The following is a 26028-nucleotide window of genomic DNA, read 5'->3' on the forward strand; positions in this document are numbered from 1 at the left end:
CATGAAAAACAGCCACACGGCCACGCCAGGCATCGTGCCAGTAAAAGCCTTTAATTCACGGGAAAGCCTGCTTCTGCTGTTATTAAAAATGCGCACCTTTATCGCGCTGATTCTGATTGTCGGCTTCTTTGCCATCACCGTGCCGGATTTTCTCGCGGTCGGCAGTATGGTGATCATGATTAAACATATTGCAATCAATGCTTTCCTGGCGCTGGGTATTACCTTTGTGATCATCACTGCGGGAATCGATCTCTCCATCGGGGCCACGCTGGGGCTGTGCGGCATGATTGCAGGCTGGCTGATTACCAAAGGCATCGTTCTGCCGATGTTTGGCATCGCCATCTTCCCCAGCGTCTGGGTTATCGTCCCGCTGGTGCTGCTGGTGGGGGCGCTTATAGGGGCAGGTAACGGCTGGATAATCACTCGCTACAACGTCGCGCCTTTTATCTGCACTCTGGGCACTATGTATATCCTGCGCGGGGCGGCCATGCTGACCTCGGGCGGCGAAACTTTTCCAGGATTGCAGGGTAATCCCCAGTTAGGGAATACCGGTTTTGATGAGATTGGCGCAGGCTATTTTCTCGGCCTGCCTTATGCCATCTGGATGATGATTGTGCTGGCGCTGGTCATCGCCTATATCGCGCAGCGTTTGCCGTTTGGCCGCCATGTTTACTCCATTGGTGACAATGAACGGGCAGCGGAGCTCTCCGGGGTACGGGTGAAGCGGGTCAAAATCATGGTCTATGCGCTCTCTGGATTCTGCGCCGCGATCGCCGGGATTGTGGTCTCCTCGCAGCTGGTGGCGAGCCATCCAGCCAACGGTACCTCATTCGAGATGAACGCTATTGCTGCCGTAGTGCTGGGAGGAACCTCACTGGCTGGTGGACGCGGGACCATTCTGGGCACGCTGATTGGGGCGTTCGTTATCGGCTTCCTTGCTGACGGACTGATTATGATGGGCGTCAGTGAATTCTGGCAGATGGTGATAAAAGGCATAGTGATCATTATCGCCGTCATTATCGACCAGATGCAGAACCGGATGCAGCAGAAGGCGGCAGTGGTTGCCCAGAAGGCGTTGATTCAGGAAGAGGGTGCCAGCCGCAGCGGCTGAACAGGACAAAACCGGGACTTTTCACACCCCTTGTGAATATATATTCACTAATAATTTTAAATTCAAAAGCGAGATGATGAGGCTGGTGTACCTCTCTGCCAGCAATCAGATTTGCTCAAAACATCTTATCTCACGCAGCCGCGTGCACTCTTACGTCGTTCAGCATGGAGAAAGAGAAATGACCTATAACTATCCCAAATTTGGTGCTGGCCTGTGGCATTTTGCCAACTACATTGACCGTTACGCGGTAGACGGTTACGGTCCGCCGTTGAGCACGCTGGAACAGATTCAGGAAGCAAAAAAGGTGGGAGACCTCTCCTTTGTGGATATTCCCTATCCGTTCTCGCCGGGCGTTACGTTAGATCAGGTCAGGGAGGCGCTGAAGGAGGCTGGCTTGCAGGCCATTGGCATCACGCCGGAGATCTATCTGCGCAAATGGTCACGCGGTGCCTTTACCAACCCCGATCCTGTCGCCAGGGAGGAGGCAATGAAGCTGATGAACGAAGCGGCGCAGGTGGTCAGGGAGCTGGGGGCGAGCTATGTCAAAGTCTGGCCGGGTCAGGATGGCTGGGATTATCCCTTCCAGGTGGATCATAAACAGCTGTGGAAACTGGCGGTTGACGGTATGCGCGAACTGGCGGCAGCTAACCCGGATGTGAAGTTTGCTATTGAGTACAAGCCTCGTGAGCCACGGGTAAAAATGACCTGGGATTCAGCGGCACGCACATTGCTGGGTATCGAAGAGATCGGTCTGGATAATGTCGGCGTGCTGCTGGACTTTGGTCATGCGCTGTTTGGCGGAGAATCCCCGGCGGATTCTGCCCAGTTGATCATCGATCGTGGTCGTCTGTTTGGAATGGACGTGAACGATAACCTGCGCGGTTGGGATGATGACCTGGTGGTCGGCACTGTACATATGACGGAGATCTTTGAATTCTTCTATGTACTGAAGATCAATAACTGGGATGGCGTCTGGCAACTGGATCAGTTCCCGTTCCGCGAAGATAACGTTGAGGCGGCACGCCTGTCGATTCGTTTCCTGAAGCATATCTATCGCGCCCTGGATAAGCTGGATATCCCGGCACTGCAGGCGGCACAGCATCGTCAGGATGCCATGCAGGCGCAGCGCATTATTCAGAACGCGTTGCTCTCCTCAATTGAAGAAGAATAGGGGAGATCGCCGATCGTGCCAGAAAAGGATCTGCGGATCCTTTTCTGGAGGTGGGACAGGGAGCAGGGCTGATTTTTTTAATTTATTTTAAATTATCCTAGACGGTCGGTCTAATTGGGGCTATCTTCAATGCATGACCACATCTACTCACTCACACAGAAATAATATCCGCGAGCATATCCTGGCTACGGGCCAGCGTATTATGGCGAGCAAAGGATATTCGGCAGTTGGACTCAATGAAATTTTGAGTGATGCAGGTGTGCCCAAAGGATCTTTTTATCATTACTTTGGTTCCAAAGATGCCTTTGGCGTGGCGATGCTTGAAAGCTATTTCGACGCTTATCTGGCTGAACTGGACGTTACGCTGGCTTTACCCGATCGCACCATGGCGCAGCGGTTGATGCATTACTGGCAACAGTGGCAGGACACCCAATCTTTTCTCGATTGCCAGGGGAAATGTCTCGCCGTGAAGCTGGGAGCCGAAGTGGCTGACCTCTCCGAAAATATGCGGCTTACGCTTAAAACGGGGACTTCTGCCATTATTCAGCGCCTGACGCAGGGCATTGAATCAGGCGTGAAGGAGGGGTCACTGCATATCGATGATAAGCCGGCGAGGGTGGCAGAAAGCCTGTACCAGCTCTGGCTTGGCGCGAGCGTGATGGTGAAAATTGTTCGCAATAAAGACCCCTTTGAATCAGCCATGCTGCTGACTAAAAAGAGTCTCAATATTGCCCTGTAGACAGGGCAATCAGTAAACCCTCACAGGGATATTTTTTGCACTAAAATCAAGACGACTGGTCGGATTGAACCGCCCTGAGTTTGAGCTGGCACTGAACACTGTTGAATTTTTATTTAGGTATTTTCTATACGACTGGTCTACTTAATAGCTCGCTTCATTCTACTGGAGATACAACATGAAAGTTCTGATGATTCTGACTTCTCACGATCAACTTGGCGATACTGGCCGTAAAACGGGTTTCTGGCTGGAGGAGTTGGCTGCACCTTATTACGCGTTTAAAGATAGCGGGGCAGAAATCACCCTGGCTTCGCCGCAGGGCGGTAAGCCGCCTCTGGACCCAAAAAGTAATGAGCCAGATTTCCAGACAGAGCAGACTCATCGCTTTGAAGCTGATACCGCTGCTCTGTCTCAGCTCGCCGATACGGTACGCCTGGACACAATTTCTCAGGCTGACTATGACACCGTGTTTTATCCAGGAGGCCATGGCCCGCTTTGGGATCTGGCTGAAGATAAACACTCCATCGCGCTTATTGAATCATTCCTTGCCGCTAATAAACCCGTTGCGCTGGTCTGCCATGCGCCTGGCGTACTGCGTCATGTCAAAACACCGGCGGGCCGACCGCTGGTTGAAGGCAAGAAGGTCACTGGCTTTACCAATTCCGAGGAAGAGGCTGTAGGATTAACAAACGTTGTGCCTTTCCTGGTTGAAGACGAGCTTATTGCCAAAGGTGGGATTTATTCTAAAGGTGATGACTGGAGTTCCTATGTCGTACAGGATGGTTTGTTGATCACTGGACAAAATCCAGGTTCATCGGCCGCTACTGCAGAGCTGCTTATTAAGCAGTTTGTTCAGTAACTGATAGCAATGTGGCAGTGATAAATGCCAATGTGGCAGTAATAAATAGCAATGTGGAAGTAATAAATAGCAATGTGGCAGTGATGAATTCCGAACGCTGCCACAGCGTTAATTTGAATGTTAAGGCAGTGATGGATTCCGAATGCTGCCACAGCGTTAATTTGAATGTCAAAATGCCTCATAAAATTTTATCCGAAATTAAATCCCTCTTCACTCATTCCTCTTTTATCTGCACAGAACAAAAAGTCTCCTTTTTTAACTGCCGCAAATACGGTTAAGTCTGGAAGCGGCCTTTTTGTTATTGTCTTCCCTTAATCACAGGAGAAATCATGAATTCAGTTATTAAAAATTTTATCAGCCATAAAAGTGAACGTAGCTTCAGCGATCGGCCTGTAGAGGATGAAGTATTAGATCGCATCATCAGTACCGCTTACCATGCGCCGACCTCTGTTAATTCTCAGCAGGTTTCTGTGATAGTGACTCGTAGTGCTGAGAAACGTGCAAAGATTTCTGAAATCGCTGGCGGCCAGCCCTGGATTGCCAAAGCACCTGTTTTTATTACATTTGTTCTCGATATGCATAAGTCTTATGTTGGCATGTCGGCTGTGGATAAGGCCCAACTGGCACATGAGAGTATTGAAAGCATCGTTTCCGGATCGACAGATATCGGAATTGCTTTGGGGTCGGTGATGGCCGCAGCCCGCGCGGAAGGATTAGGGATTGTACCGATTGGTGGTATTCGTCGTGATCCGCAGGCGTTGATTACTCTGCTGGATTTGCCGCAATTAACCTTCCCGGTAGCTGGCGTTGTAATTGGCTATGTTGACCAACCTTCGCACATGAAACCACGCATGGCGATGGAAACTTTCCGACATAATGAAACCTACCAGACCCAGGGCCTGGAAAATCAGATCGAAAAATATAATCAGGTCATGGTTCAGCACTGGAAAGACATCGGGCGCAACGATGGTGAAAGCTGGAGTGAAAGTGTCAGCGGATACTACAGCAAGATCTATTTCCCAGACGTGCTGGCTGCGCTGAAAAAGCAGGGATTCGGTACGGATAAGTAATTATAAAAAAGGGGAGCCACGTTGCTCCCCATTTTCCGGGTTAATCAGACGTCCAGCCGGTGAATAACGCTGACAAACTGGTGTACGCCGCTGTTGATCTCTTTCAGGCTGCGCGAAAGATCGCAGATTTTATCCTGCTCGCTAACCACAATCTGTTTTACCGCATCCAGTTGCTGATACATTTGCTGAATCAGCGTCGAGTTTATTTCTACCACAGCAGTGATCTTTTGCGTGGCGCTGGCGGTAGAAGCAGCAAGCCGTCGCACTTCGGCAGCCACTACGCTAAATCCTCGTCCAGCTTCACCCGCCCTGGCTGATTCGATTGCGGCATTCAGCGCCAGAATATTCGTTTGAGCAGCAATGACGTTAATGGTATCCACCACTTCGCTGATACTTTTAGCCGAAGCATTGAGCTGCGCACCAATTTCAGTAGCCGCATTCACCTGGATCGCAACCAGCCCGGAGTTACGCACGGTTTCATCCAGCACTTCGTTGGCGTTATGGGTGATTTGCGATGTTTCTTCTGAGGTGGTGACAGCGATATCCGCTACCCGTTTTGCAGCTTCAACGCGGGCGGTGATATCAGAAGCGATCTTAATGACCTTGCCCACTTTGCCATCGGCGTCATAAACAGGGTTATAGCTCGCTTCCAGCCAGATACGTTCTCCGCTCGCCGTTTTGCGCTCAAAACGGCCAACAAAGTGCTGACCTTTACCAATTTTTTGCCAGAAATCGGGTTTATCTTTGTAGAAGCTTTCATAGCAAAAAATACGGTGATGCTGACCCACGATGTCAGACAACGCATAGCCCATCGTGGTGAGGAAATTGTTGTTCGCAGTCAGGATTTTGCCGTCAGGCGTAAACTCAATAACCGCCATTGAGAGATCCAGTGCGTTAATGACTGCTTCTTTATGTTCCAGCTCCTGATGGCGCGCCGTGATATCGGTAGCCACCTTGATCACCTTGTAAACGTTACCTTTATCATCGCTGACGGGAAAATAGGTGGCGCTAAGGTAAAAACGCTGATGATTTTTGCTGAAGCGTTCAAAGATACCGGTGACCGACTCGCCAGACGCGAGTGCCTGCCAGAAAGCGTTGTAGCTTGAAGATCGGACGTATTCGGGTTTGCAGAAAATCCGGTGATGCTTGCCCTGAATTTCACTCAGAGAGTAGCCGGTAACCTCCAGGAACTGCTGATTGGCGCTGAGGATCTCTCCATCGGGTAAAAACTCAATCCATGCCACATGCTGTTTAATTGCATTGATGTCCTTAACAATGCTACTGCCTTTGGACAAGGGCAGGGAAAGACTCGATTTTTTCACACCAAACATATAAACCTCAGGAAGATATCACCATCTCTGTGACTCGTTTGCGGGCCGGGCCTTCGCAAATGAATTTTCGCGGTTACCCTTATGGGGCCGCATAATTTTTCCCTGCAGGACACTTTAGCCTTCAACCATATGTGGCGGAGGACCGTGACTCTTTACGCCCGAAGTACGCATGCCGGGATACTGTCTCTGTAACTTACCTGGTGTTTTGAAAAATGTCTGGGGGCTTGAAAATCCCCGTCTTAATCAGGTATCGGCACCGCAGCGGAAAGTTTGAGGGGAATGTTTAAAAGATATGTGTGTGGCAGATTTACCGGGAATGTTGACGCGATTTTCGGCATATGCCGTAGTGATGATGAGAGAAAAGGGCGCCGACGGCAAATTTAAGACCATTTTTTGCCATCGCTACGTGAAATCTGCAGGGGTGATGCCCAGATTAATTATCAGAATTCACGTAGCGCAACCTGTACTCATTTTAGCCATCGTCAGCACGAATTCGATTTACTGGATTTTTATACAGCACTGATTGGATTCACATTTTTGAATTTTATAAGGTCGGGTTATGATAGGGTCCAGTCACAAGGATATGAAATGATCTAGAAAAAGATTGTGAAGTTAAGTTCAAATATATTTTTAGGGACATTTTTCAACAGGTCAGACCTTAATGAAGCTATTAAAAACACTGGTCGCACGGGGTATCGCAGGCATCAGTGACTGCATAATTCTCGCTACACTTGGATTGTTATTCTGGTTTATCTTCATGTCTGAATCAAATTACAGATATATTATGGCGGGCATATCATGTCTTGGATTCGTTATCGCCTATATCGTATACAAATTAGCTGATAAATTTCATAACGGCATGTAAGATCCTTAATTACTCATCCTAATTGGGCGCTAAACCTATCATGGTAGGGGTGGCTATTGGTCACCCGAGAATGAAAAACCATCGGTAATAATAGACTAAGTTTTTTCATGTCACGGAATTAACAATTAGAACAAGCGTCAGACAGACATCTATAACAGGTGTCGCTACGTAAAATCTGCGTGATGGCGTGCAGGAGTATTCGTAAGTTTTTCACGTATCGATGCCGGTTTTTCGCCCGATATGAGGAGTGCCTGTGCGATCAGATGAAGTAGAAACCATCTTGAAAGATAAAAGCGATTTTAAAAAACGACTGAAACTGATAGCAGACCTGAAAGAATGCTCAGATGAACACAGCATAAAGGCATTACAGCATCTGGCAAAAAACGATTTTGTTTATCAGGTGAGGTTAGATGCCTGGCAAACGCTGAGCCAAAAAGGAATAACGTGCGTCAAACCGCTAGCGCGTCCACGCTATGCAGTCTTAATGGAAAAGTTCATCCAAAAGCTAAGACGCCTTGGGATGTGGTTGTTCGATCTTACGGAGGGCTTCAGATGATGTTATGGATCGATCGCAGGCAAAACTACTAAACACGACAGCGATCAGCAGGTGACAGCTTAGGTTGATGTTAAGTGCGCTATAGGATATCCAATTTAACATAATATACATTATGCGAACTAAGGTTATAGAGGAAAAGTAGTAATGTCCGCTTTGAGCTAAGCTAACATGGCCGCTTCGGGTGGACCTGCTGAGGAACTAGATATGGCGGCTTCTAAGGTGGAGTTTTTCACGATGAACGAAGTTAACCGACTTATAGTCATTCAGGACGTCGTCGATCGGCGACTGACAAACCACCTCGCTGCTGAGCGTCTTGGTATTTCCAACAGACAATGTCGCCGTCTGCTTCAGCGCTATCGTATAGACGGTCCGCTGGGCATGGCTGACCGGCGGCGCGGCATGCCCAGCAACTATCAGCTACCATGAAAATGCGGCTGGCGGCGACGGTCAGACACAGTTCGGACGCGCGATGAACGAGCTGAACATCACCGGTATCTGTGCCAACACCAGTTTCAGGCTGCGTGGCATCAGTACGCCTGACGTGGCTAACACCTTTGCCGCTGAGTTTATGGCGGACTATAACCGCCGCTTTGCTAAGGCACCGAGGCACGATTTTGACGTGCACCGGCCGCTCGATGCTGACGACAACCTGAACCAGATATTTACCTGGCGCGAGCCGCGTAAGGTGTCAAAAGCGCTGACGGTCCGCTACGATAAAATGCTGTTGCTGCTTGAGGATAACGATGACAGCCGCCGCGCGATGGGTAAATACCTGGATGCCTGGCAGTACCCGGATGGCCGCGTTGAGCTCAGGAGTCACGGCGTGGTGCTTCCCTACTCTGCCTATGACCGGCTTTCCGAAGTTGACCAAAGCGCGATCGTTGACAATAAACGGCTTGGCCACGCGCTGGGTGTTGTGAAAATAATGCAGGACAAGCGTGATAATACGCGATCGCAGGCGCTTCCGGCCGGAACCGGGCCAAGTCGCAGGAGTACGAAGAAAAATCCGACTAGAAAGCGACAGCGTGCGGTTAATGAAGATGATTTGCTTAAAGCGTTTTTTTGATTTACAGACCCGCATCAAAGAAATCTTTGAGCAGAAAGACACTTGAATCCGGATTGTTAACTGGCTTTATTCCCAACCCCGTTCACAATAAGTTTTACAATCCTGTTCAGGAAAGGACGTCTTATATTTACCCCAGTCCATATATTTATAGTAAAGCGTCATTGCTTCATAATGGCTGGCCGCCTCAACTTCCCATACAAGCTCTGCACCAGTCTCTAATAATGATCTTACTGCATTTCCGTGGGCACCTTTCAGACAAAAAGTCTGGCATCCATCGGGCTCTACCCTGAGTTCATGCCTCAAAGTTCGCTTCCTTGATAATCATATATCTGCCAATCATTCCATATTATATCGTGATTTAACAGGCTGTAATTCGCCTCTTCCGGACATTGCTGCCTGTCGGGGCTTCCGGTGAAACTCTCGTTAATATCCCACCTTATCTATCATCTTGACGCGGATGGTGTCCGGACTTTCCTCAACTTCTACCGATACGGTTAGATTGGGGTCCTTGCTAATCCAGCAATTTTCACTGGTGTTGCACGTTCCACCTTTTTTAAATCCGTTTTTTTCCAGGTAGATATCAATTTGTCGGGTATCCCTAATGCCAAAAAAGTTTGACTGATAAATCAGAGCAGCGTTAGGTCCAGACAAATTACTATAATGAAAGTTATAGGTTTTACTCACGCGTGGCATATTTTTCAGCAATTCTGGGGTATAAAAATCATACTCTCGTTTATCCATTTCCGAGTAATCAGCACCGTCGGCGAATTCCATCTTGAGGTATTCCAAGCCATAGAAAAGACCAATTACACATACCATTAAAATGGCAAGTGTACTTTTTAGAAACCTTTTCATGGCCGTGGTTCTCCCCTGCCAAAACGAATAAATCCCCGATTAGGATCAACAATAATGACATCCTCAGATGTCCATCTGTTGTAAGGTGTAACCCTTCTCATGAAGTTTGGTAATTGTCCAAAGTACGGTCTGCCATTAGGATAATGATCCGGATCTGGGAAGAGAAGCGGTTTGAAAGTTTCATTTTTCCAAGAGCCTATTTTCCCGTAATGGTCCCACCGTTTTAAGGCTTCCTTTTTACTCACCGGTTTAAGGTAGCTAAACACGTTGCTCATACACGTCATAACCCGGTAAAAACCGAGCAGGTCCGATACCAGATCCTCACAACTAAATCCGCTATCTGTAGCCCAGTTGAAAGGGAAAGAGCCTTGAAGATTTTCAAACCGTCGGGCTATTGTTATCATCATGGTTAGAGCAATGCTTTGCTTTTGAGTATATGACAGGCCTTTTTTTAGTCGCCAGGTGAGGGATTTACCCACCGTCAGACGATGTTTGAGACCAATCATTGATTGTTTATAAGTTACATCATAAGTTGAATCGCTTTGAGATTCACCGCGCAGCATTTGCGCCCATAAATTGCGTATGTCTGTGCCCTGGGCATGTCCGAGATCCACCCAACCTAATACTTCCGTATATATTAATCCGTAATTACTCCCTGGCGCCCGGCTGCCATCAATTATTTCGCTTCTTATACTCATCCTTGTTCCCCTCCATTGGGTAGTGGCCATTAAGTACTGGACCAGGGTTTTCCGTAAATCTCCATATAGAACCAGGCTACTTTAGCATGGGATTGCATTAATTTTTAATTATAAAACATTAATAGAGGATTCATTACTGCAATCATGATTGAACTGGATCATATTGCTCAAATCCATCCGAATGCATGCCTTCGCCCGCCCTGTATAAGAGCGGTAATCGATTATTTTGTCAAAAGTGAAGGTTTCCCCACTTTCCTGGCATATCGAATGACGATTGTCAGGACCGGATGTGGCTTTTTATGCCAGACAACAAGTATTCGCAATGCGGCTATCAGCCTGTGGAGCCGCAATGCCCTGTTAAGCCGCCGCGCCTTTAGGCTGCGTTGAAACGTGCCCTGCCCACAAGCTGGCGATCCATTTCACCCCTTTTGAAGTGAAGCGAGCCTGCGAAAAGGTATGACGGTTTTCGCCAACGCCAGAGTGCAGCGTGAAATAACCGGCCTGCAGATGGTAATTCTGCGGTGTCAGGGTGCCTTTGGCGCGATACATGATGTTGCGCTCAAGCAGGAACTGGCGAAACTCAGGCTCCTTCACTTTCATCATCTTGCACAGCTCACGAAAGCCCAGTGAATCCTGAACCTCAATAAAGCTGTCGAAGAAAGCGACCTTAGGGGCTGAGAGCGCAAGCTGACGCTCAGCAGCCTGGCGCTGTTCAAACTGTTCAGCCCAGGCGCGTGCCGCTACGGCCGGATTGGTAAAGTCAGGCAAGTGCGTGGTTTTTTCGCGATCCTGCCAGCGGTCCAGCACTTCAACGGTAAAGCCAGGTGATAAACGAGCTACTGCCAACAACGAGTCACGTTTATTCAGACGATACTCCTGACGCATCTCCCCTTCCCGCTCATAGTCATTGACGATGATGGGTTGCGACAGACGTCCAGCAGTTTCCAGGCTTTTAAATAACCGCTTCACTTCTCCATGCGTGATGCCGGTCATCTGAGCCAATTCACGGCTGCTCATTGTGACCGATTGTTCCAGGGATTTAAGACTTTCAGTGGAAATCATCATGGGTTCACCCCTCACTCACTCTACCAATACCCAGCGGGCAGTAGAATTATTATACAAACCCCTGTTCAAATATCCAGTATTTTATTTGAGCAAAGTTGTAACGGTTTTACGGGATATGAGATATGGGATTTGTGATGTGGCAGAAGAACCGTGGCAGATGAAATGTTGAGAGGTGTTGGATATGAACTGTGAACTTCGGCTACCCTGAAAGTTTTGGCAATCCTTCGCCAAAATCCAGGGTCAAAGCGGACGATGCGCGGTTTCTTTAGCTTTCCACACGGCAAACAGCGTGATCAGCAGTGCCAGAGTCACATACAGCGACACACACAGCGTACTGCCCATTTCTTTATACAGCGTGGTGATAATCAGCGGAGCAAACCCGCCCCCCACAATCCCGGCCAGCGTATAGGCCAGCGATGAACCGGCATAACGAACGTGGCTTGGGAATTGCTCGGTGACGAAAGCCGCCTGCGGGCCATACATCATTGCATGAATCAACAGGCCTCCAATCACCGCCAGCACAATCAATACCGGTTGCGTACTGTCTAGCAGCACAAAGAAGACGAACGACCAGACAATGGCCAGCAGCGCCCCGGTAATATAGACCGGACGCCGACCCCATTTGTCAGACAACGCACCAAACATCGGCACGGTAATGGCGTTACCAATCGCACCCAGCATGGTCGCTATCAAAGCCAGGGGACGCGGTAAGTGGAGTACGGTCGTCACGTAGGTCAGTGTGAATACCACCACCAGCGCATACAGCACATCTGAGCCAATGCGGGAGCCACCAGCGATAAGCAGCTGTTTAGGATAGTTAACGAAAACCTCTTTTAATGGGGTATGGGTCGTTTTCTCTGCCGTCTGCATGGCCAGAAATGTGGGTGTTTCTTCCACGCCACGGCGCAGCCACAGACCAAACAACACCAGCAGCAGGCTCAGCAGGAAAGGAATGCGCCAGCCCCACGCCTGAAATTGCTCCCCGCTCATCAAAACTGTCACCAGTGTAATAAAGCCGGTCCCGATCAGCGTACCGCATGAAGGGCCGACCTGGGCAAACGAGGCATTCCGCCCGCGTTTATCCGCATCACCATGCTCCATCGACAGCAGAACGGCTCCTGCCCATTCGCCGCCGAGCGCGATGCCCTGCACAAAGCGCAGCGCCACCAGCAGCACCGGGCTCCAGATCCCCCAGGTTGCATAGCCGGGCAGCAAGCCCATCAGGGCTGTGGTCACGCCCATAATGACCAGCGTAATGATTAGCACCGCCTTGCGACCAGCAACGTCTCCAAGATGACCAAATACAAAACCACCCAGCGGGCGCGAGATATAACCTACGGCATAGGTGGAGAACGCCAGTATGGTTCCGACCAGGGGATCGAAGCTTGGGAAGAAGACATGGTTGAAAACCAGCGCCGCCATAATGTTGTAGACCGTGAAGTCATACCATTCCAGCGCGGTGCCTATAGAGCTGGCCGCCGCGAGGCGACCGGTTTTTGATTTGGTGCGCCTGTCGCGAACCGCTCCGGATAAAGTGGTGTGGGTATCAGCCATGAGTCATCTCCTGTTTGGTCAGTGTCCAGCCGAATGAATAGCATTGAGCGACGCCCTGCAGGGTCTGTGCAGCCGCAGAGGCCAGCTCTTCACAGCACGCTGCACTGCTACAGCTGACAATCAGCATCGACTGCATCTGGCGGTTTTCAGCCTTCTCCATCGGCAGTGGAGAGCTGAGAGTGGTGTCCGGAGTGAGAAGATAAGAGGCGATATAGCCAGCCGTGTGGCTGACACTATGCTGCCAAGCGGTTAACGCCGTAAAATCTGTTGGCTCTTTCAGGGTAATGACCGCCAGATGATTGCCGGTACCTTTACCCTGACGGTGGCTCACCGCGCAGACCCGACGCATCGGATTAATCATTTTCTGCAGGTTCTTCACCGACCATTCCGTCTGGCGTGTAAACGCCGCGTGATAATCCGCGCTGGTGAAGGCTTCCAGTGATTCTGTCTCATACAGGCCAAGGTATTTACGCTCTGCACTGACGGCCTGATAGCGCGTACCGCTTAAAAAGCCGGTGATGGCCACGCGCTCTTCAACGTGCTCACGATCGTACCACTGGTTAAAATCCGCTTCGTCTTCAGCGCCGACATTGGTCGCCACAAACAGCATGCCGTGGGGTTGTGTCATGTTCATTTACTCCGGTTAAGGGCAGTTTCTACGGCAAGCGACCAGCTGACTAAGCGGGCATCATCACCGTGAAGGGAAGCAAGGCTCAGGCCAACTGGCGCAGTGCCGCTTTGATGGCAGGGTAAAGAGAGGGCGCAGCCATCCAGCATGTTGATGACGCTGGTGTTACGCAGCATCAGCGCGTTGATCTCCATGTAACGCTGTGGATCCTCAAGCGATTCAATAGTGGGAGCGATACGAGGCACGGTGGGCATCAGCAGCGCATCAAAACCAGCCAGCGTCTGATTAACCCGCTGTTGCCACTCTGCACGTTGCTGATATAACTCTGCGGCATCCTGTTCGGTCAGCAGGCTGCCGCGCTGCACCCGCACCAGCACTTGCGGATCGTAAGCATCCGGCCGTTCGGCTGCGCTACGCTGATGCCACTGCCAGGCCTCAAAGGCCGTGATGCCGCCGCGCGCATTCATCACGTTCAGTTCGTTCAGCTCAGGAAGTGGCAGGTCAACCAGCGTGGCACCGGCATTGCGTAAAACGGCAATGGCTGCCTGCCACGCCTGCGTCACCTCTTCATCCATATCGTCCAGCACGCGCGTCTGCGGAATGGCAAAGCGCGCCTGACTAAGGTCGCGTTCTTCAATCACCAGAGGATAACCGGCAATAATGCTGTCGAGCAGCCAACAGCTGCGGACGTCATGTGCAATCACGCCGATGCTGTCGAGTGATACGGACAACGGCAGAGTACCTGTCTGATCAATACGACTGGCAGTAGGTTTGAAGCCGGTCAGACCACACAGTGCCGCTGGAATGCGGACCGAACCTCCTGTATCAGTCCCCACAGCCCCCAGGCACATACCATCGGCAACCGCTACGGCCGCACCTGAGGATGAACCGCCAGGGATACGTTTCTCTTCGCGCCGCCAGGGATTAGCAGGCGTTCCGTAATGTGGGTTAATGCCTAATCCGGAAAAGGCGAACTCGGTCATATTGGTTTTTCCAACGATCGCGGCACCTGCCTGCTTCAGTCTTCCGACCATGCTTGCGTCAGCCGTGGCTAAAGGCGCATCAGCCAACAGACGCGAACCGGCGGTGGTCGCCTCACCCTGAACGTCAAAGAGATCCTTTATGCTGATCGGGAGACCATCGATTGGGCTTTGTTCTTCCTTCAATGCCCAGCGCAATCCCGCCTGCTGAGCCTGAGTTTTTGCCTGCTCCTCATAGCGGCGCAGGAAGACTCGTGTGCTTTCACCAGCAGGATCGCTGGCCGCCTTCAGGGCAGCTTCCGTGAAGGTATCAGGCCGGGATGTTCCCGCCTGGAGTTGCTGACTTGCCTGCCATAGTGTGGTCATCGCTCAGTTCCTCATGCCACGACCGGCAGCGCGCCGGTACAGTAATGATGTTCGAGCGTCCGGCCCAGAATCGGGTCGTGCAGCGCCATGCGGAATTCGCTGGAGGGACGGATACCACCAATGGCCCCCAGGGTGCCGCAGGACATGGCAAACCCTTCTTTCACTGAGCCGTCACCTAAATAGCGGGCCAGCAAGTCGGGCGGGGTTAAAAGTGAAGCCAGAGTACCCTGCTGATAGATCACCCACTCGCCCTGCTCTTTGATCCAGGAAGTGAGTTCGAGTGCATCCCAGTGCCCGGTCACCTCGCTCATGCGCCATGCGCCGGAAGCCACCGGCTTGATGCAGGCCTGCTTGGAGAGAGCCACGCTGAAGGTTTCAAGATGCCGATCGGTGTGATCGGAGATAAGTGAGACCCAGTACTCTCCGTCGTGAAAGAATACGAAGGGTTCAGCTTCGCCAGACGTTTCGTTACCGACGACTTCCAGCTGGCTTTGCTGGCTGATTTGATTGGTTGCCACGCGATAAAACAGAGGCACTGCACCCGGAGCGGGCACACCCAGCGCTTCCAGCTCCCTGATATGGTGCAACACGGCTTCCTGATCCCGGCCTACCCAGCCTGCGATCACGAAATGATTTATCTCAACATCCAGCGTGGTGGTGGCTTTGGCGTCTGTATTGAACTGAAGATGCATAGGGAGATTCCTCGCTTGAAAATTACAGTGAAATTTCACAGTAATTCTAAACTAGCGATTTTCATGCCATCTTTTTGTGTAATATGTCTCAGAAGCTAAAAAAGGAATGTTGCGATGAATGATTCGATTACCGAAGGTGTGAACCTGCGCAGCCGTGAAAGAACGTTATCCCTGAACGATCAGGCCTATCTGGCTTTCAGGCACCGGCTGATCACCCTGCGCTATAAACCGGGTGAATATCTCAATACCGCTCAGGTGATGGACGATCTGAAAATGGGCCGCACACCGGTCAACCAGGCTGTTCACCGGCTGGCCACCGAAGGACTTTTGCAGATTATCCCCCGCAAAGGGGTGATGGTGGCACCGCTGTCGATAGATGATGCGCTGGAGTTGATTGAAGTACGCCTGGTCAATGAGACACTTTGCGTGCAGCTCGCCAGCCAGAAGGTCAATGCGGAGCACATTACTCAACTGCAGGGTCTGAATCAGGATATTGCGGCGGCAGGCAAAGCTCGCGACAGGGAAAAAATGATGCTGCTGGACCGGGAGTTTCATCAGGTGCTGGCAGACATCGCGGGCAATCGCCGACTCTCCGATATTCTCAGCATCATCCATGCGCAGGCACAGCGGTTCTGGGCCACCACGCTGTCGAGCGTGACGCATATGGATGAGGTGATTGCGGAGCACAACGCCATTATCAGGGCGCTGGAAGAGGGTAACTCAGAACAGGCTTCTGAAGCCGCGCGTGCTCATATCAGGTCGTTCAAGTCTGCGCTACTGACTACCTGAGAAATCTGCGGACAGAACAGGGTGGCGGATGGCCGGATGAAACCCGGCCCTGTCACCGCGAATCAAAACAGATCGGTTTTTTCTACCGGCAGCGTAAACCAGAAGGTGCTCCCTGCCCCCTTTCTGTTCTCTGCTTTCAGCTCACCGCCATGCTTTCTGATGATCTCCGCACTGATGGTCAGCCCCATCCCCATTCCCTGCGCTTTAGTGGTGTAGAAAGAATCAAAGATTTTTTCAACAACCTCTTCTGAAAGACCGGTACCGGTATCCGATACTTCAAAGCGGACCGTTTCATTATCGGGACTTGAAGATGACAGCGTCAGCATACGCATCTCCTGCCCGTTCTCATCCATCGCATCAATGGCATTGAGAACCAGATTAAGCAGCACCTGCTGGATTTGCACCCGCTCACAGAATACGGTGTCACTTTTTGCATGGAAATTTAACTCCAGCGAAATCGCCCTTCTTTCAAGCTCCATCCTTGAAAGAGACAGGATATCCCTGGCCAGCAGATGAAGGTTTGCCGGGGCAAATTCTGCCGTATTATTCCGGGTCAGCCCCTGTAGCCCACGAATGATATCGCCGGCCCTTTTCCCCTCACTGAGTATTTCGTTCAGGCTCAGTGCGGCTTTTTCCACATTGGCAGGATCCTTTTTCAACCAGCGCAGACTGGCCCCGGCGTTGGCCACTATCGACATCAGCGGCTGATTGATTTCATGAGCAATCGAAGCAGTAAGCTGCCCGACGGTTGTAGCCCTGGAAACGCGAGCCAAATCGGCCTGAGCAATCCTTACGGCATCCTCAGCCTGACGTTCGGGGGTGATATCCGATAAGGTGCCGAAATATTCCGCCAGTTCCGGCCAGCTCTCGACCGGATCGCCAATGCCTTTGATATAGCGACATTCGCCATCATCCCTGATGATACGAAACTCGGCCTGCATGCTGATGCCCTTTCTGACGCTAGTTTCTATCAGTACCTTCAGCCAGGAAACATCATCAGGATGAACTCGCGTCAGGAATTCACTCATTGAGGTGCTGTTCTGTCCATCCGGCAGGCCCATGATGCGCTTGTACTCATCTGAGATAAGCTGAACGTCGGTATCCAGATGCCAGTGCCATGTGCCGGTATGGCTGATTTTCTCACCGAGCATCAGGGAGGTCTGACTGGCACGCAGCTGCTTCTCCACCCGCCTGCGATGGTTGTTTTCATCCAGCAGCTTCGCATATAACCGGGCTGTTTCCAGCGAAACGGCGGCCTGAGCCCCCAGCATTGACACCACCCGCGATTGCTCAGCGGTAAACACATCCGGCATTAACCTGTTCTCAAGATACAGCACGCCCGTCATGCGGGCCTGTTTGAACATGGGGACACACATAACGGCAGCCCCCGACGCCACCAGATAAGGATCCTGACTGAACGGGCTGAATATTTCAGGCTTGCCGGTGCGGATTTCCTGTCCGGTACGGATCACCGCAGACAGCAGCGACAGCGGCATATCAGTGGCGACGGGAGTCTGATTGACAATTTTAACCTTGATACCCTGGGAGGTGGTCATCGCGCTGGCTTCAATCTCAGGAGTACCGCCATCATGCAGGCGGATCAGCATACATTGCTGGGCACCAGCCCTTTCCAGCAGCATCACCATCAAGGTGTTGATAAGCCGGTCCAGGTTGATCTCTTCAGTCAGTGCACGAACGGCAAGGATGACGCTCTCTAAATCGCTGATGGCTGCATTCTGTTCATATGACATCGTAGTGAAGGGCAATCCCACGCCTGAAATCACAAGATGCGGATGTTTTGATTCCAGGTCCCGCACTTTTGCCGTTGCGCCCCAGCGCTCCCAGGCATGAATGGCCCCTTTGATATAGGCTTCTGCCGCAACCCGTAACCCGTTTGAGAGGGCAAAAGCAGCGGCAAGCTCATGCGCCAGACCGTTAATGGGGTGAAACTGCCCCTCACGGGAAAGCGTTATAGCCGCTTCATACAGCGACCCTGCCTGTGCACTCTTGCCCTCCAGCCGGTGCATTTCAGCACTCAGTAAAGCTTCCTTATCGGCAAAGGTTTTCACATTTTCGGTCGTCCAGGTCACAATTTTTTCATAGTGACGCTGTACGGCCTGCCGCTTTGACCCGGTATATTCACCGGGCTTCAGCGGGACAGTGATGCTGAGGGCGCTGTAAAGGTGGAAATCAAGCATGTGAGCATGGCCCGGAAGGGTTTCAGTCAGCAGCGCCCCCTGCTCAAAACAGAGGCCGGAACAGCTGTACTCGCCCGCAAAGAAATGCGCCATGCCCTTGTAGAGCCACATCCAGAACTGCATCAGCGAGATGGGTTCAACGGCGACTTCCGGCCTGACAATTTGTATGGCACGCGGCGTGAAGTGGGTTCCTGAAAACACAGTGGCCGTAGGGGTACGGAGAAATGAGACATAATCACGCTGCAACTGCAGGATGATTTCCACATCCTGATACTGAGACTTTCGGACATAGACCAGGCCACGCTCTATTGAGGTCTGAACACCCTCCAGGTGATCGCCACGGGTCAGGTAATTCATGATCAGATGGCGTAAAGCGAGGCAGGCAGAGGTGCGATCGCCATTAGCCACGGCGGCATCAAACGTCGCTTTGGCACAGTCGATGGCATAAGTTACCGGCATGGTCCAGATACTGACCTGATCCAGAGGCAACAACGTCCGGGCTTTGAAGCTCGTAAAATCATGTTTATACACCAGCTCTCTGGCCAGCAGCGTACTGGCAAAACCCCGGCTGTACTCATCATAGTGATCGCCGCAGAGCACGCCATACCAGGATAATGCAAAGGTTGAAGCGCCGGTCACTCCCTCGTCCAGGGTGATATGAAGCATTTTACAGATAATCATAAAATGCAGACGGGGGCAGATAAAGGCGGCAAACATACTGGCACTGGCCAGAAGGTTCATTACAGCTTCGGTTTCGCGGCTGGCTAATAAAGGCAGAGAACGGAAACGGCTGTAGGGATTTTTCCCGACGTGCTGTTTCAACCTGATCCTGGCGACATCACACTCCTGCTTCTCAGGAAATTGTTGAAGCTGGATCCCAAAGACCGCAAGCCAGGACAAGGCGGTTTCCAGCGCCAGCTGATGATCGGACTGCCGCATATGAATTTCAGCCAGCAGGCAGACAGCTACAGCTTTGTCAGTTAATTCCCCCGGCGCGCTGATGAGTTGATTGCATAACTCCAGTGCTTCACACAACTCTCCCTGAAGGAATCTGCACTCGGCCTCTTCAAGAAGAAAAACAAAGGTTTCATTACGGCTTAAAGCCACGTCAAACTTATGAGCCACCCGAATATAACGTAGTGAAGAGGCGTAATCTCCGGTGTTCTTTGCCCTGCGTGAGGCAAGCAGGATCAGTGCGCGATAGTGAGTGACCTGCGGACGGATTAGCCCGACATCCGTAATGGATGAAAGATGATGCACGGTTCTGAACAGCGCTTCATTACCCGACTCTGCGGCTACCTGCTCTGAAAGCCTTGATGCGGCCCGGAGATGAAGCCAGTCTTTATCCCCTGAGCTGTTCAACATCAAAACAGCCTCATGAACCCTGTCGTGGGTAAAAGCATATTTGTCTGCTGTCAGCGTAATGAGCCTGCCGGTCACTGCGGGATATAAGAGGATGCGAAGGTTATCAGCATCAAGGTTCAGAACGTTGGTAAGCAGAGCAATGTCGCCAGAACCCCCCAGGCAGGCCATATCGCTGAGCAGCATGCGCGTCTCACCGGGAATGCCTTCCAGCTGTTGTACTATCCGGCTGGCAACATTCTCAGCGTAATGACAACGCTGTATTGCCTCCCTGTTATAGCTCCATTTCGCCGGGTATGTTTGCAGGTTAATCAGCCCGTCCTGAACCGCCTGCCTGAAAAACTCCTGAGTGAACAGCGGATTACCGCCGGTCTTTTCATGGATAAGCTGAGCCAGGTCCAGCGTGGAGGCCCTTTTTACATGGAAGATCCCGCTTAACCAGCATGCAATATTTTTTACTGAGAGAGAAACCGGAGTGATCATCACCGTGCGGGAAGCTGACTGATGAAGTTTTTCCAGCTGCGTTCCAGTCAGCGCATCCGGAAGAGAGGCGACATCTCTGTGAGCAACCACTAACATTACCGGAATCTCTTCACCCTGACTCAACAGATGCTGGAGCAATTCCAGACTGGCCTGATCGGCCCAGTGAATATCATCAATAAATATCACCAGCGGCCGGCCCGGCATAACGAAAGCCCGGGCCATATTGCAGGCCATGTTGTGAAACTGTTTGCGCGCATCCGGCGAGTGAACATCAGGCGGTATGCGCGCCTTCTGTTCCATCAGTGCGGCCATTTCCGGGATAAAATGCGCCGCCAGTCCTGCATAATCGCCCAGAAGCCTGCCGAAATGCGCGCGCCATCGCGCCACGTCACTGGCGGGCAGACCCAGAAGCGTTAATACCAGAGAGCGAAAAGCGGTTATCAGCACGGCGTAGGGTAATACCGGTGCGTGCCGGTCGGCTTTCACCATCGTCACCAGCAATTTTTCCTGCTGAAGTAATTTAAGCGACGAAGCAATCAAAGATGACTTGCCGGTTCCTGGTGCGCCAGTGATAACAACTAACGCAGGAGATCCGGTACGTTTTGTTTCTTCAAAAGCGGCCAGGACGTCGACTGCCTGCGGATGTTCAGTAAAAAGACGGTCTGAGCTTAACCCTGTCTGCTGCGTATCCTGCAAGCCGGGTATAAACAACTCAATCTGACCCTCCGCAGTGATTGTTGACAGGCACCGGTGGAGATCGGCCTGAAGGCCTTCAGCCGTCTGATAGCGTTGCTCAGGTGATTTAGATAACAGCCTGAGAATAATGGCTGACACCACGGCTGGCACATCAGGCCGAATAATGTGTGGGGGAACCGGTTCAGAAGCGATGTGATGATGGACCCACTCGGCAAGGCTGCCATCCGGCGCACCGAACGGCAGTTTGCCGGTCAGCAATTCGTATAAAACGATGCCGAGGCTGTATAAATCACTCTGAAAGGTCACCTGGCGGGTCGTACGGGTCGTATGTTCAGGCGACATATAAGCCAGAGTGCCGCTGATAGCTGGCGGTCTTGGCTGCTCATCTGTCGCTTCGCCTGATGATGAAAGACCAAATCCACGCAGACGCCAGCTGTCATCATCAAAAATAAAGAAATTCGCCGGTTTGATGTCCGCGTGCACAATCCCCTGCCGGTGCGCACAGCTTACGACTGCGCAAAGCTGGATGGCGTTATTCAGGTAAATAGCCAGCGGCGCAGGAGGCTGGTCAAGTAACCCGACCAATGTCCGGTAGGAAAATGCGGGATAGAGCAAAGCGTACCGCCCAAAGTACAATGCCTGCCCGCAGGCTTTCACCGCCCAATCTGATGTCAGCCTGTCACGCAACTGATATTCATTTTTTAGTAACTGCGTAACCTGAAAAAGGTATTTCTCGCTGGATGGGGTCGCCAGGTTGAATATCTCACCCGTATTGGGATCTTTGCACTGGCACCATTCGATATGCCCCACCTTCACCAGAGACGTTATCATCAGCCCGTCTGCCAGCGGCAGGACTTCGGTATCCGATAACGGCTGTGCCGGAGAGGTCGTTTTCATAGTTGCTTATCCCGCAGGCAGAGTTTTGTCTGGATATGTGAAAATAACGCTTCAATATCAATGGGTTTTGGCATAAAAGCCAGGGCGCCAAGGCTTATTGCATACCAGAGCATATGTTCATCACTCTTGCCTGAAATAATAATGCCCGGTGGGTTTTCAAGCCGCCGCGTTAGCTGGCTGAAAAGCTGAAAACCGCTGATCCCTTTCAGTTCCACATCAATGATAAACAACGCGGCCTTTGCCATCGCAGTTTCGTCATCAAGCAGTGCTTCTGCTGACTCGAAAGTCAGAGTTGAGTAGCCTTCTGACTGAAGTAAATTACTCAACCCACTACGGATTGACTGCTCGTCATCGACGATGACAATGCACTGGGGCAGCTGCATGCTGTTTTTATCCTTAGATAGTACCGACACGAACATGCCGGCTTTCCTTATGGCTTTTTTATCTGAAGGCGGAGAAGAATTCACACCCATACCGCAGTGTATGGGACTTTTTATAACCTTACTATTATCTCTGCGTATACCTGTTTATCTGTACAGGCACTGCGTCAAATGTCGGTTCAAGGCGTTTTCCGATTACACGCTCGATAATAGCAAAGCGAGGAGGGGAAATAGTTCAGATGTGCTGTATACGGTCGATAAATGAGGTTGCGCGAATGAGCACTCTCTTCAGCGAGAAAAACAGAGAGAGGCAGACCGGGTGAGCCTGACTCTCTCTGCGCCTTCGCAATCAATTTATGTCGACTAACTCACGAGCGGATAAAGGCCAGCAGGTCTTCATTGATCGCATCAGCATGGGTGGTGTGCATGCCGTGAGGAAAGCCAGGATAGACCTTCAGCGTGCTGTCTGACAGGAGTTGATCCTGCAGTAAAGCCGCATTCTTATAAGGAACCACCTGATCGTCATCTCCCTGAAGGATCAGCGTCGGCACAGTAATCGCCTTTAAATCTTCCGTCTGATCGGTTTCAGAAAAGGCTTTAATCCCTTCGTAATGGGCTTTGGCACTGCCGATCATTCCCTGCCGCCACCAGTTCTGGATGGTGCCCTGAGAAACCTTCGCCCCTTCCCGGTTAAAGCCATAGAAGGGGCCGGAAGCGACATCAAGGTAGAACTGGGCGCGGTTTGCGGCCAGGCCCGCCCGAAAACCGTCAAAAACCTCCAGCGGCGTACCGCCAGGATTGTTTTCGGTTTTCACCATCAATGGCGGTACAGCGCTGATCAGCACCGCTTTTGCCACCCGACCCTGGGGTTGTCCATAGCGGGCGACATAACGGGCAACTTCGCCCCCTCCCGTGGAGTGCCCTATATGGACTGCATTATACAAATCCAGATGTTCAACTACGGCTGAAACATCCGCTGCGTAATGGTCCATATCATGCCCGTCACTGACCTGATCCGAACGGCCATGACCGCGCCGGTCAATGGCGATGACACGGAAACCTTCTGCCAGGAAAAACAGCATCTGGTTGTCCCAGTCATCGGCACTCAGTGGCCAGCCGTGGTGGAAAACAAGGGGCTCTGCCTCTACCGGCCCCCAGTCTTTGTACCAGATATTTACGCCATCATTCGTCGTGACAAATGCCATAGAAGTGACTCCTTCAGTTGAGAGAAACGTTCGATTACATTCAGACTTCTGAATCTCAGGGCTTTAACCGGTTGCCTTCAACGGCGTGCGCCGGAAGTGGGTACAGGGACTTCAACGCGTTCCATCGCAATCGGAATACTTTTATAAGCCGGTATTCCGCTCCTGGTGTCGTGGCTGTCCAGCGGCACCAGAACATTCGCCTCCGGATAATAGGCGCCAACCGATCCGGAAGCCATATCGATTACCACGACTGTCAGATTGTCCAGACGCCGCGTTGTCGGGTTACCTTCAAAATCCAGGGCGACAACATTGACCCGATCGCCGACGCGCAACTGGCGTTGTTCCGCTTCATCTGCGTTGATAAAAAGCACATCCCGTCTGCCGGTAACGCCGCGATATCGATCGTTCAGGCCGTAAAGTGTGGTGTTGTACTGATCGTGGCTGCGCAGAGTGGTCAGGACGAGATCATGGCACTTCAGGGATCGCGGGTCTTCATTGATCCCCTGCATGATCCTGAATTCTGCCTTGCCTGAGGGGGTATTCCAGACGCGCTCCGAGGCGGTGTTTCGTAATCGGAAACCGCCGGGCTTTTTCACCCGCTCGTTGAAATTCTCAAAGGCAGGAAAGACCGCTTCAATGGCGTCCCGGATAAAACTGTAGTCGCCGGTCATCTTATCCCAGTTGATCACGCTGTCCGGTAACGTCGCCTTTGCCAGTCCAGCCACCAGCGCCGGTTCTGATTTAAGCCAGGGTGAAGCGGGTTTTAATGAGCCCCGTGAAGCGTGCACCATGGACATGGAATCCTCAACCGTAACGCTTTGTTCACCTGAAGCCTGCAAATCAATTTCGGTACGGCCAATCACCGGTAACAGATAATTATGCTTGCCCAGCAGCAGATGAGAGCGGTTAAGTTTGGTCGCCATATGCACCACCAGATCCAGCTTACGCATGGCCGGGAAAGTGACCTGTGGATCGGAGATCGCTTCAGCCAGATTACCGCCGAGGCAAAGTAATGCTTTGGCCTGCCCGTCCCGCATCGCCTGAATGGCCGCAACGGCGCCATGACCATGATGTTGTGGCGGCTTAAAACCAAAGACCTGCTCTATGCTGTCCAGCAACGTTTGCGAGGGAATTTCCGTGATCCCTACAGTACGATCGCCCTGGACGTTGGAATGGCCCCGCAGGGGACAGATGCCAGCGCCCTTTTTACCTATGTTCCCACGCATCAGCAGCAGGTTAGCGATCTGCTGGACATTTTCCGTGCCGTACTGGTGCTGGGTGATGCCCATGCCGTAACAGATAATAGTGCGCTCAGCATCCGCATAAAGGCGGGCGATATGCTGGATCTCCTGGCGATCCATTCCGGATACTTTGATGATATGTTCCCACTCTGTAGCATCCAGATCGGCCTTAAGTTGTTCGAATCCCTGTGTGTGCTCGCGGATGAAGGCGTCATCTATAACACCAGGCTCTCCTTTTGCCAGAGCCTCTTCGTGCATTGTCAGCAAGATTTTCATCACGCCTTTCAGCATCGCCGCATCGCCACCCACACGAACTTTATAATAGGTGGACGCGAGTTCGGTAGAGCTTAACGACAGCATCTCGATCGGGCTTTGCGGAGAGGTAAAACGCTCCAGCCCTCGCTCCCGCAGCGGGTTGACAGCCACGATTGTGGCACCGCGTTTAGAGACCTCCCGCAGTGTCCCCAGCATTCTGGGATGGTTGGTACCAGGATTGTGGCCGATACAGAGAACCAGATCGCAATGGTCAAAATCGTCCAGTTCCACCGTGCCTTTGCCTACGCCAATGGATTCAGGCAGGCCGACGCTGGTGGGTTCATGGCACATGTTGGAGCAGTCAGGAAAGTTATTAGTGCCGTATTCACGGGCGAAAAGCTGCCAGAGAAAGGCGGCTTCGTTTGAGGCGCGACCAGAGGTGTAAAACTCGACGCTGTTGGGATCTTCATAGCTGCGCAGATGCTCGCCAATCTCTTTAAATGCGGTTTCCCATTCCACGGGCTGATAAGTATCCGTAGCCTCATCATATTTCATCGGATGAGTCAGCCTGCCTTCGCCTTCGAGTTCCAGTGCATTACGCTGCCACAGTTCGCTGACCGTATGCGCGGCAAAGAAATCGGGCGTGGTCCTTTTGCTGGTGGCTTCCCAGGAGACGGCCTTGGCGCCATTTTCACAAAACTCAAACGAGGATGCATGTTGTGGATCGGGCCAGGCACAGCCCGGACAGTCAAAGCCCTGTGGCTGATTGACTTTGAATAAGGCAATCACATCCTGCTTTACCGACATTTGTCCACGTATCGCGTCAGCAACCGCTTTAAGTGCCCCCCACCCCCTGCAGAACCCCCATAGGGTGCGATGCCAGTAGTCCGGTTATTATTTTTCATTGCCACACCTTATC

At 51.6% G+C, this 26028-nt stretch carries 18 protein-coding genes and 2 pseudogenes; 8 read left to right on the top strand and 12 right to left on the bottom strand.

The genetic code is table 11. The features are described from left to right. The first annotated feature begins 1 nt into the window (after window position 1). From VRC33_RS11060 to VRC33_RS11080, 5 genes are all read left to right on the top strand, one after another. Entirely contained in the window at window positions 2-1111 is a 1110-nt protein-coding gene (locus tag VRC33_RS11060; RefSeq protein ID WP_338563818.1) for an ABC transporter permease, read from the top strand. Between the two features lie 178 nt (window positions 1112-1289). After that, on the top strand, window positions 1290-2282 hold the full coding sequence (locus VRC33_RS11065) for a sugar phosphate isomerase/epimerase family protein (protein WP_338563821.1): 993 nt from the start codon (window positions 1290-1292) through the stop codon (window positions 2280-2282). Window positions 2283-2415: 133 nt separating this feature from the next. Next, window positions 2416-3021 (top strand): TetR/AcrR family transcriptional regulator, encoded by a 606-nt coding sequence (locus tag VRC33_RS11070; protein WP_338563823.1) that lies wholly within the window; start codon window positions 2416-2418, stop codon window positions 3019-3021. Between the two features lie 175 nt (window positions 3022-3196). Further along, window positions 3197-3877, top strand: a complete 681-nt coding sequence (locus VRC33_RS11075) for a type 1 glutamine amidotransferase domain-containing protein (protein WP_338563826.1) — start codon at window positions 3197-3199, stop codon at window positions 3875-3877. A gap of 329 nt (window positions 3878-4206) precedes the next feature. Further along, window positions 4207-4947 (top strand): NADPH-dependent oxidoreductase, encoded by a 741-nt coding sequence (locus VRC33_RS11080; RefSeq protein ID WP_338563829.1) that lies wholly within the window; start codon window positions 4207-4209, stop codon window positions 4945-4947. A 44-nt stretch (window positions 4948-4991) separates the two neighbouring features. Here the strand turns inward: VRC33_RS11080 and VRC33_RS11085 are convergent, their stop codons facing one another. Continuing rightward, window positions 4992-6278 (bottom strand): PAS domain-containing methyl-accepting chemotaxis protein, encoded by a 1287-nt coding sequence (locus VRC33_RS11085; protein ID WP_338563832.1) that lies wholly within the window; start codon window positions 6276-6278, stop codon window positions 4992-4994. 1118 nt (window positions 6279-7396) lie between these two features. Between VRC33_RS11085 and VRC33_RS11090 the strand changes: the two genes are divergently transcribed. Then, window positions 7397-7699: a hypothetical protein gene (locus VRC33_RS11090; RefSeq protein WP_338563835.1), complete on the top strand. Its 303-nt coding sequence runs from the start codon at window positions 7397-7399 to the stop codon at window positions 7697-7699. Window positions 7700-7903: 204 nt separating this feature from the next. Next, window positions 7904-8811, top strand: a pseudogene (locus VRC33_RS11095) (helix-turn-helix domain-containing protein). Window positions 8812-9188: 377 nt separating this feature from the next. On the opposite strand, the gene VRC33_RS11100 reads toward VRC33_RS11095, so the two are convergent. From VRC33_RS11100 to VRC33_RS11130, 7 genes are all read right to left on the bottom strand, one after another. Continuing rightward, window positions 9189-9620, bottom strand: coding sequence for a hypothetical protein (locus tag VRC33_RS11100; RefSeq protein WP_338563838.1), 432 nt, complete (start codon window positions 9618-9620; stop codon window positions 9189-9191). Further along, on the bottom strand, window positions 9617-10318 hold the full coding sequence (locus VRC33_RS11105) for a hypothetical protein (protein WP_338563841.1): 702 nt from the start codon (window positions 10316-10318) through the stop codon (window positions 9617-9619). Before VRC33_RS11105 ends, VRC33_RS11100 begins: the two co-directional genes overlap by 4 nt. 357 nt (window positions 10319-10675) lie before the next feature. Then, window positions 10676-11383 carry a phage antirepressor KilAC domain-containing protein gene (locus VRC33_RS11110; RefSeq protein ID WP_338563844.1) on the bottom strand — a complete coding sequence of 236 codons (708 nt, stop codon included), beginning with the start codon at window positions 11381-11383 and terminating at the stop codon, window positions 10676-10678. A 240-nt stretch (window positions 11384-11623) separates the two neighbouring features. Next, window positions 11624-12937, bottom strand: coding sequence for an MFS transporter (locus VRC33_RS11115; RefSeq protein WP_338563845.1), 1314 nt, complete (start codon window positions 12935-12937; stop codon window positions 11624-11626). Beyond that, on the bottom strand, window positions 12930-13565 hold the full coding sequence (locus VRC33_RS11120) for a hypothetical protein (RefSeq protein ID WP_338563847.1): 636 nt from the start codon (window positions 13563-13565) through the stop codon (window positions 12930-12932). The genes VRC33_RS11115 and VRC33_RS11120 overlap by 8 nt, the downstream gene beginning before the upstream one ends. Window positions 13566-13567: 2 nt before the next feature. Continuing rightward, window positions 13568-14911: an amidase gene (locus VRC33_RS11125; protein WP_338563850.1), complete on the bottom strand. Its 1344-nt coding sequence runs from the start codon at window positions 14909-14911 to the stop codon at window positions 13568-13570. Between the two features lie 11 nt (window positions 14912-14922). Beyond that, window positions 14923-15603, bottom strand: coding sequence for a DUF2848 domain-containing protein (locus VRC33_RS11130; protein WP_338563853.1), 681 nt, complete (start codon window positions 15601-15603; stop codon window positions 14923-14925). Between the two features lie 114 nt (window positions 15604-15717). On the opposite strand from VRC33_RS11130, the gene VRC33_RS11135 reads away from it, so the two are divergent. Then, window positions 15718-16392, top strand: coding sequence for a GntR family transcriptional regulator (locus VRC33_RS11135; RefSeq protein ID WP_338563856.1), 675 nt, complete (start codon window positions 15718-15720; stop codon window positions 16390-16392). Window positions 16393-16454: 62 nt separating this feature from the next. Here VRC33_RS11135 and VRC33_RS11140 read toward each other — a convergent pair whose 3' ends face one another. The 4 genes and pseudogenes from VRC33_RS11140 to VRC33_RS11155 form a co-directional block, all read right to left on the bottom strand. Beyond that, a complete protein-coding gene (locus VRC33_RS11140) occupies window positions 16455-22028 on the bottom strand; it encodes an AAA family ATPase (protein WP_338563859.1) in 5574 nt (1857 codons plus the stop codon). Further along, window positions 22025-22411, bottom strand: coding sequence for a response regulator (locus tag VRC33_RS11145; RefSeq protein WP_338564256.1), 387 nt, complete (start codon window positions 22409-22411; stop codon window positions 22025-22027). Before VRC33_RS11145 ends, VRC33_RS11140 begins: the two co-directional genes overlap by 4 nt. Before the next feature lie 365 nt (window positions 22412-22776). After that, window positions 22777-23613, bottom strand: coding sequence for an alpha/beta hydrolase (locus VRC33_RS11150; protein WP_338563864.1), 837 nt, complete (start codon window positions 23611-23613; stop codon window positions 22777-22779). 77 nt (window positions 23614-23690) lie between these two features. Further along, window positions 23691-26014, bottom strand: a pseudogene (locus VRC33_RS11155) (FdhF/YdeP family oxidoreductase). Window positions 26015-26028 lie beyond the last annotated feature (14 nt).

The sequence above is a fragment of the Erwinia sp. E_sp_B01_1 genome (assembly GCF_036865545.1).
GTDB lineage: Bacteria > Pseudomonadota > Gammaproteobacteria > Enterobacterales > Enterobacteriaceae > Erwinia.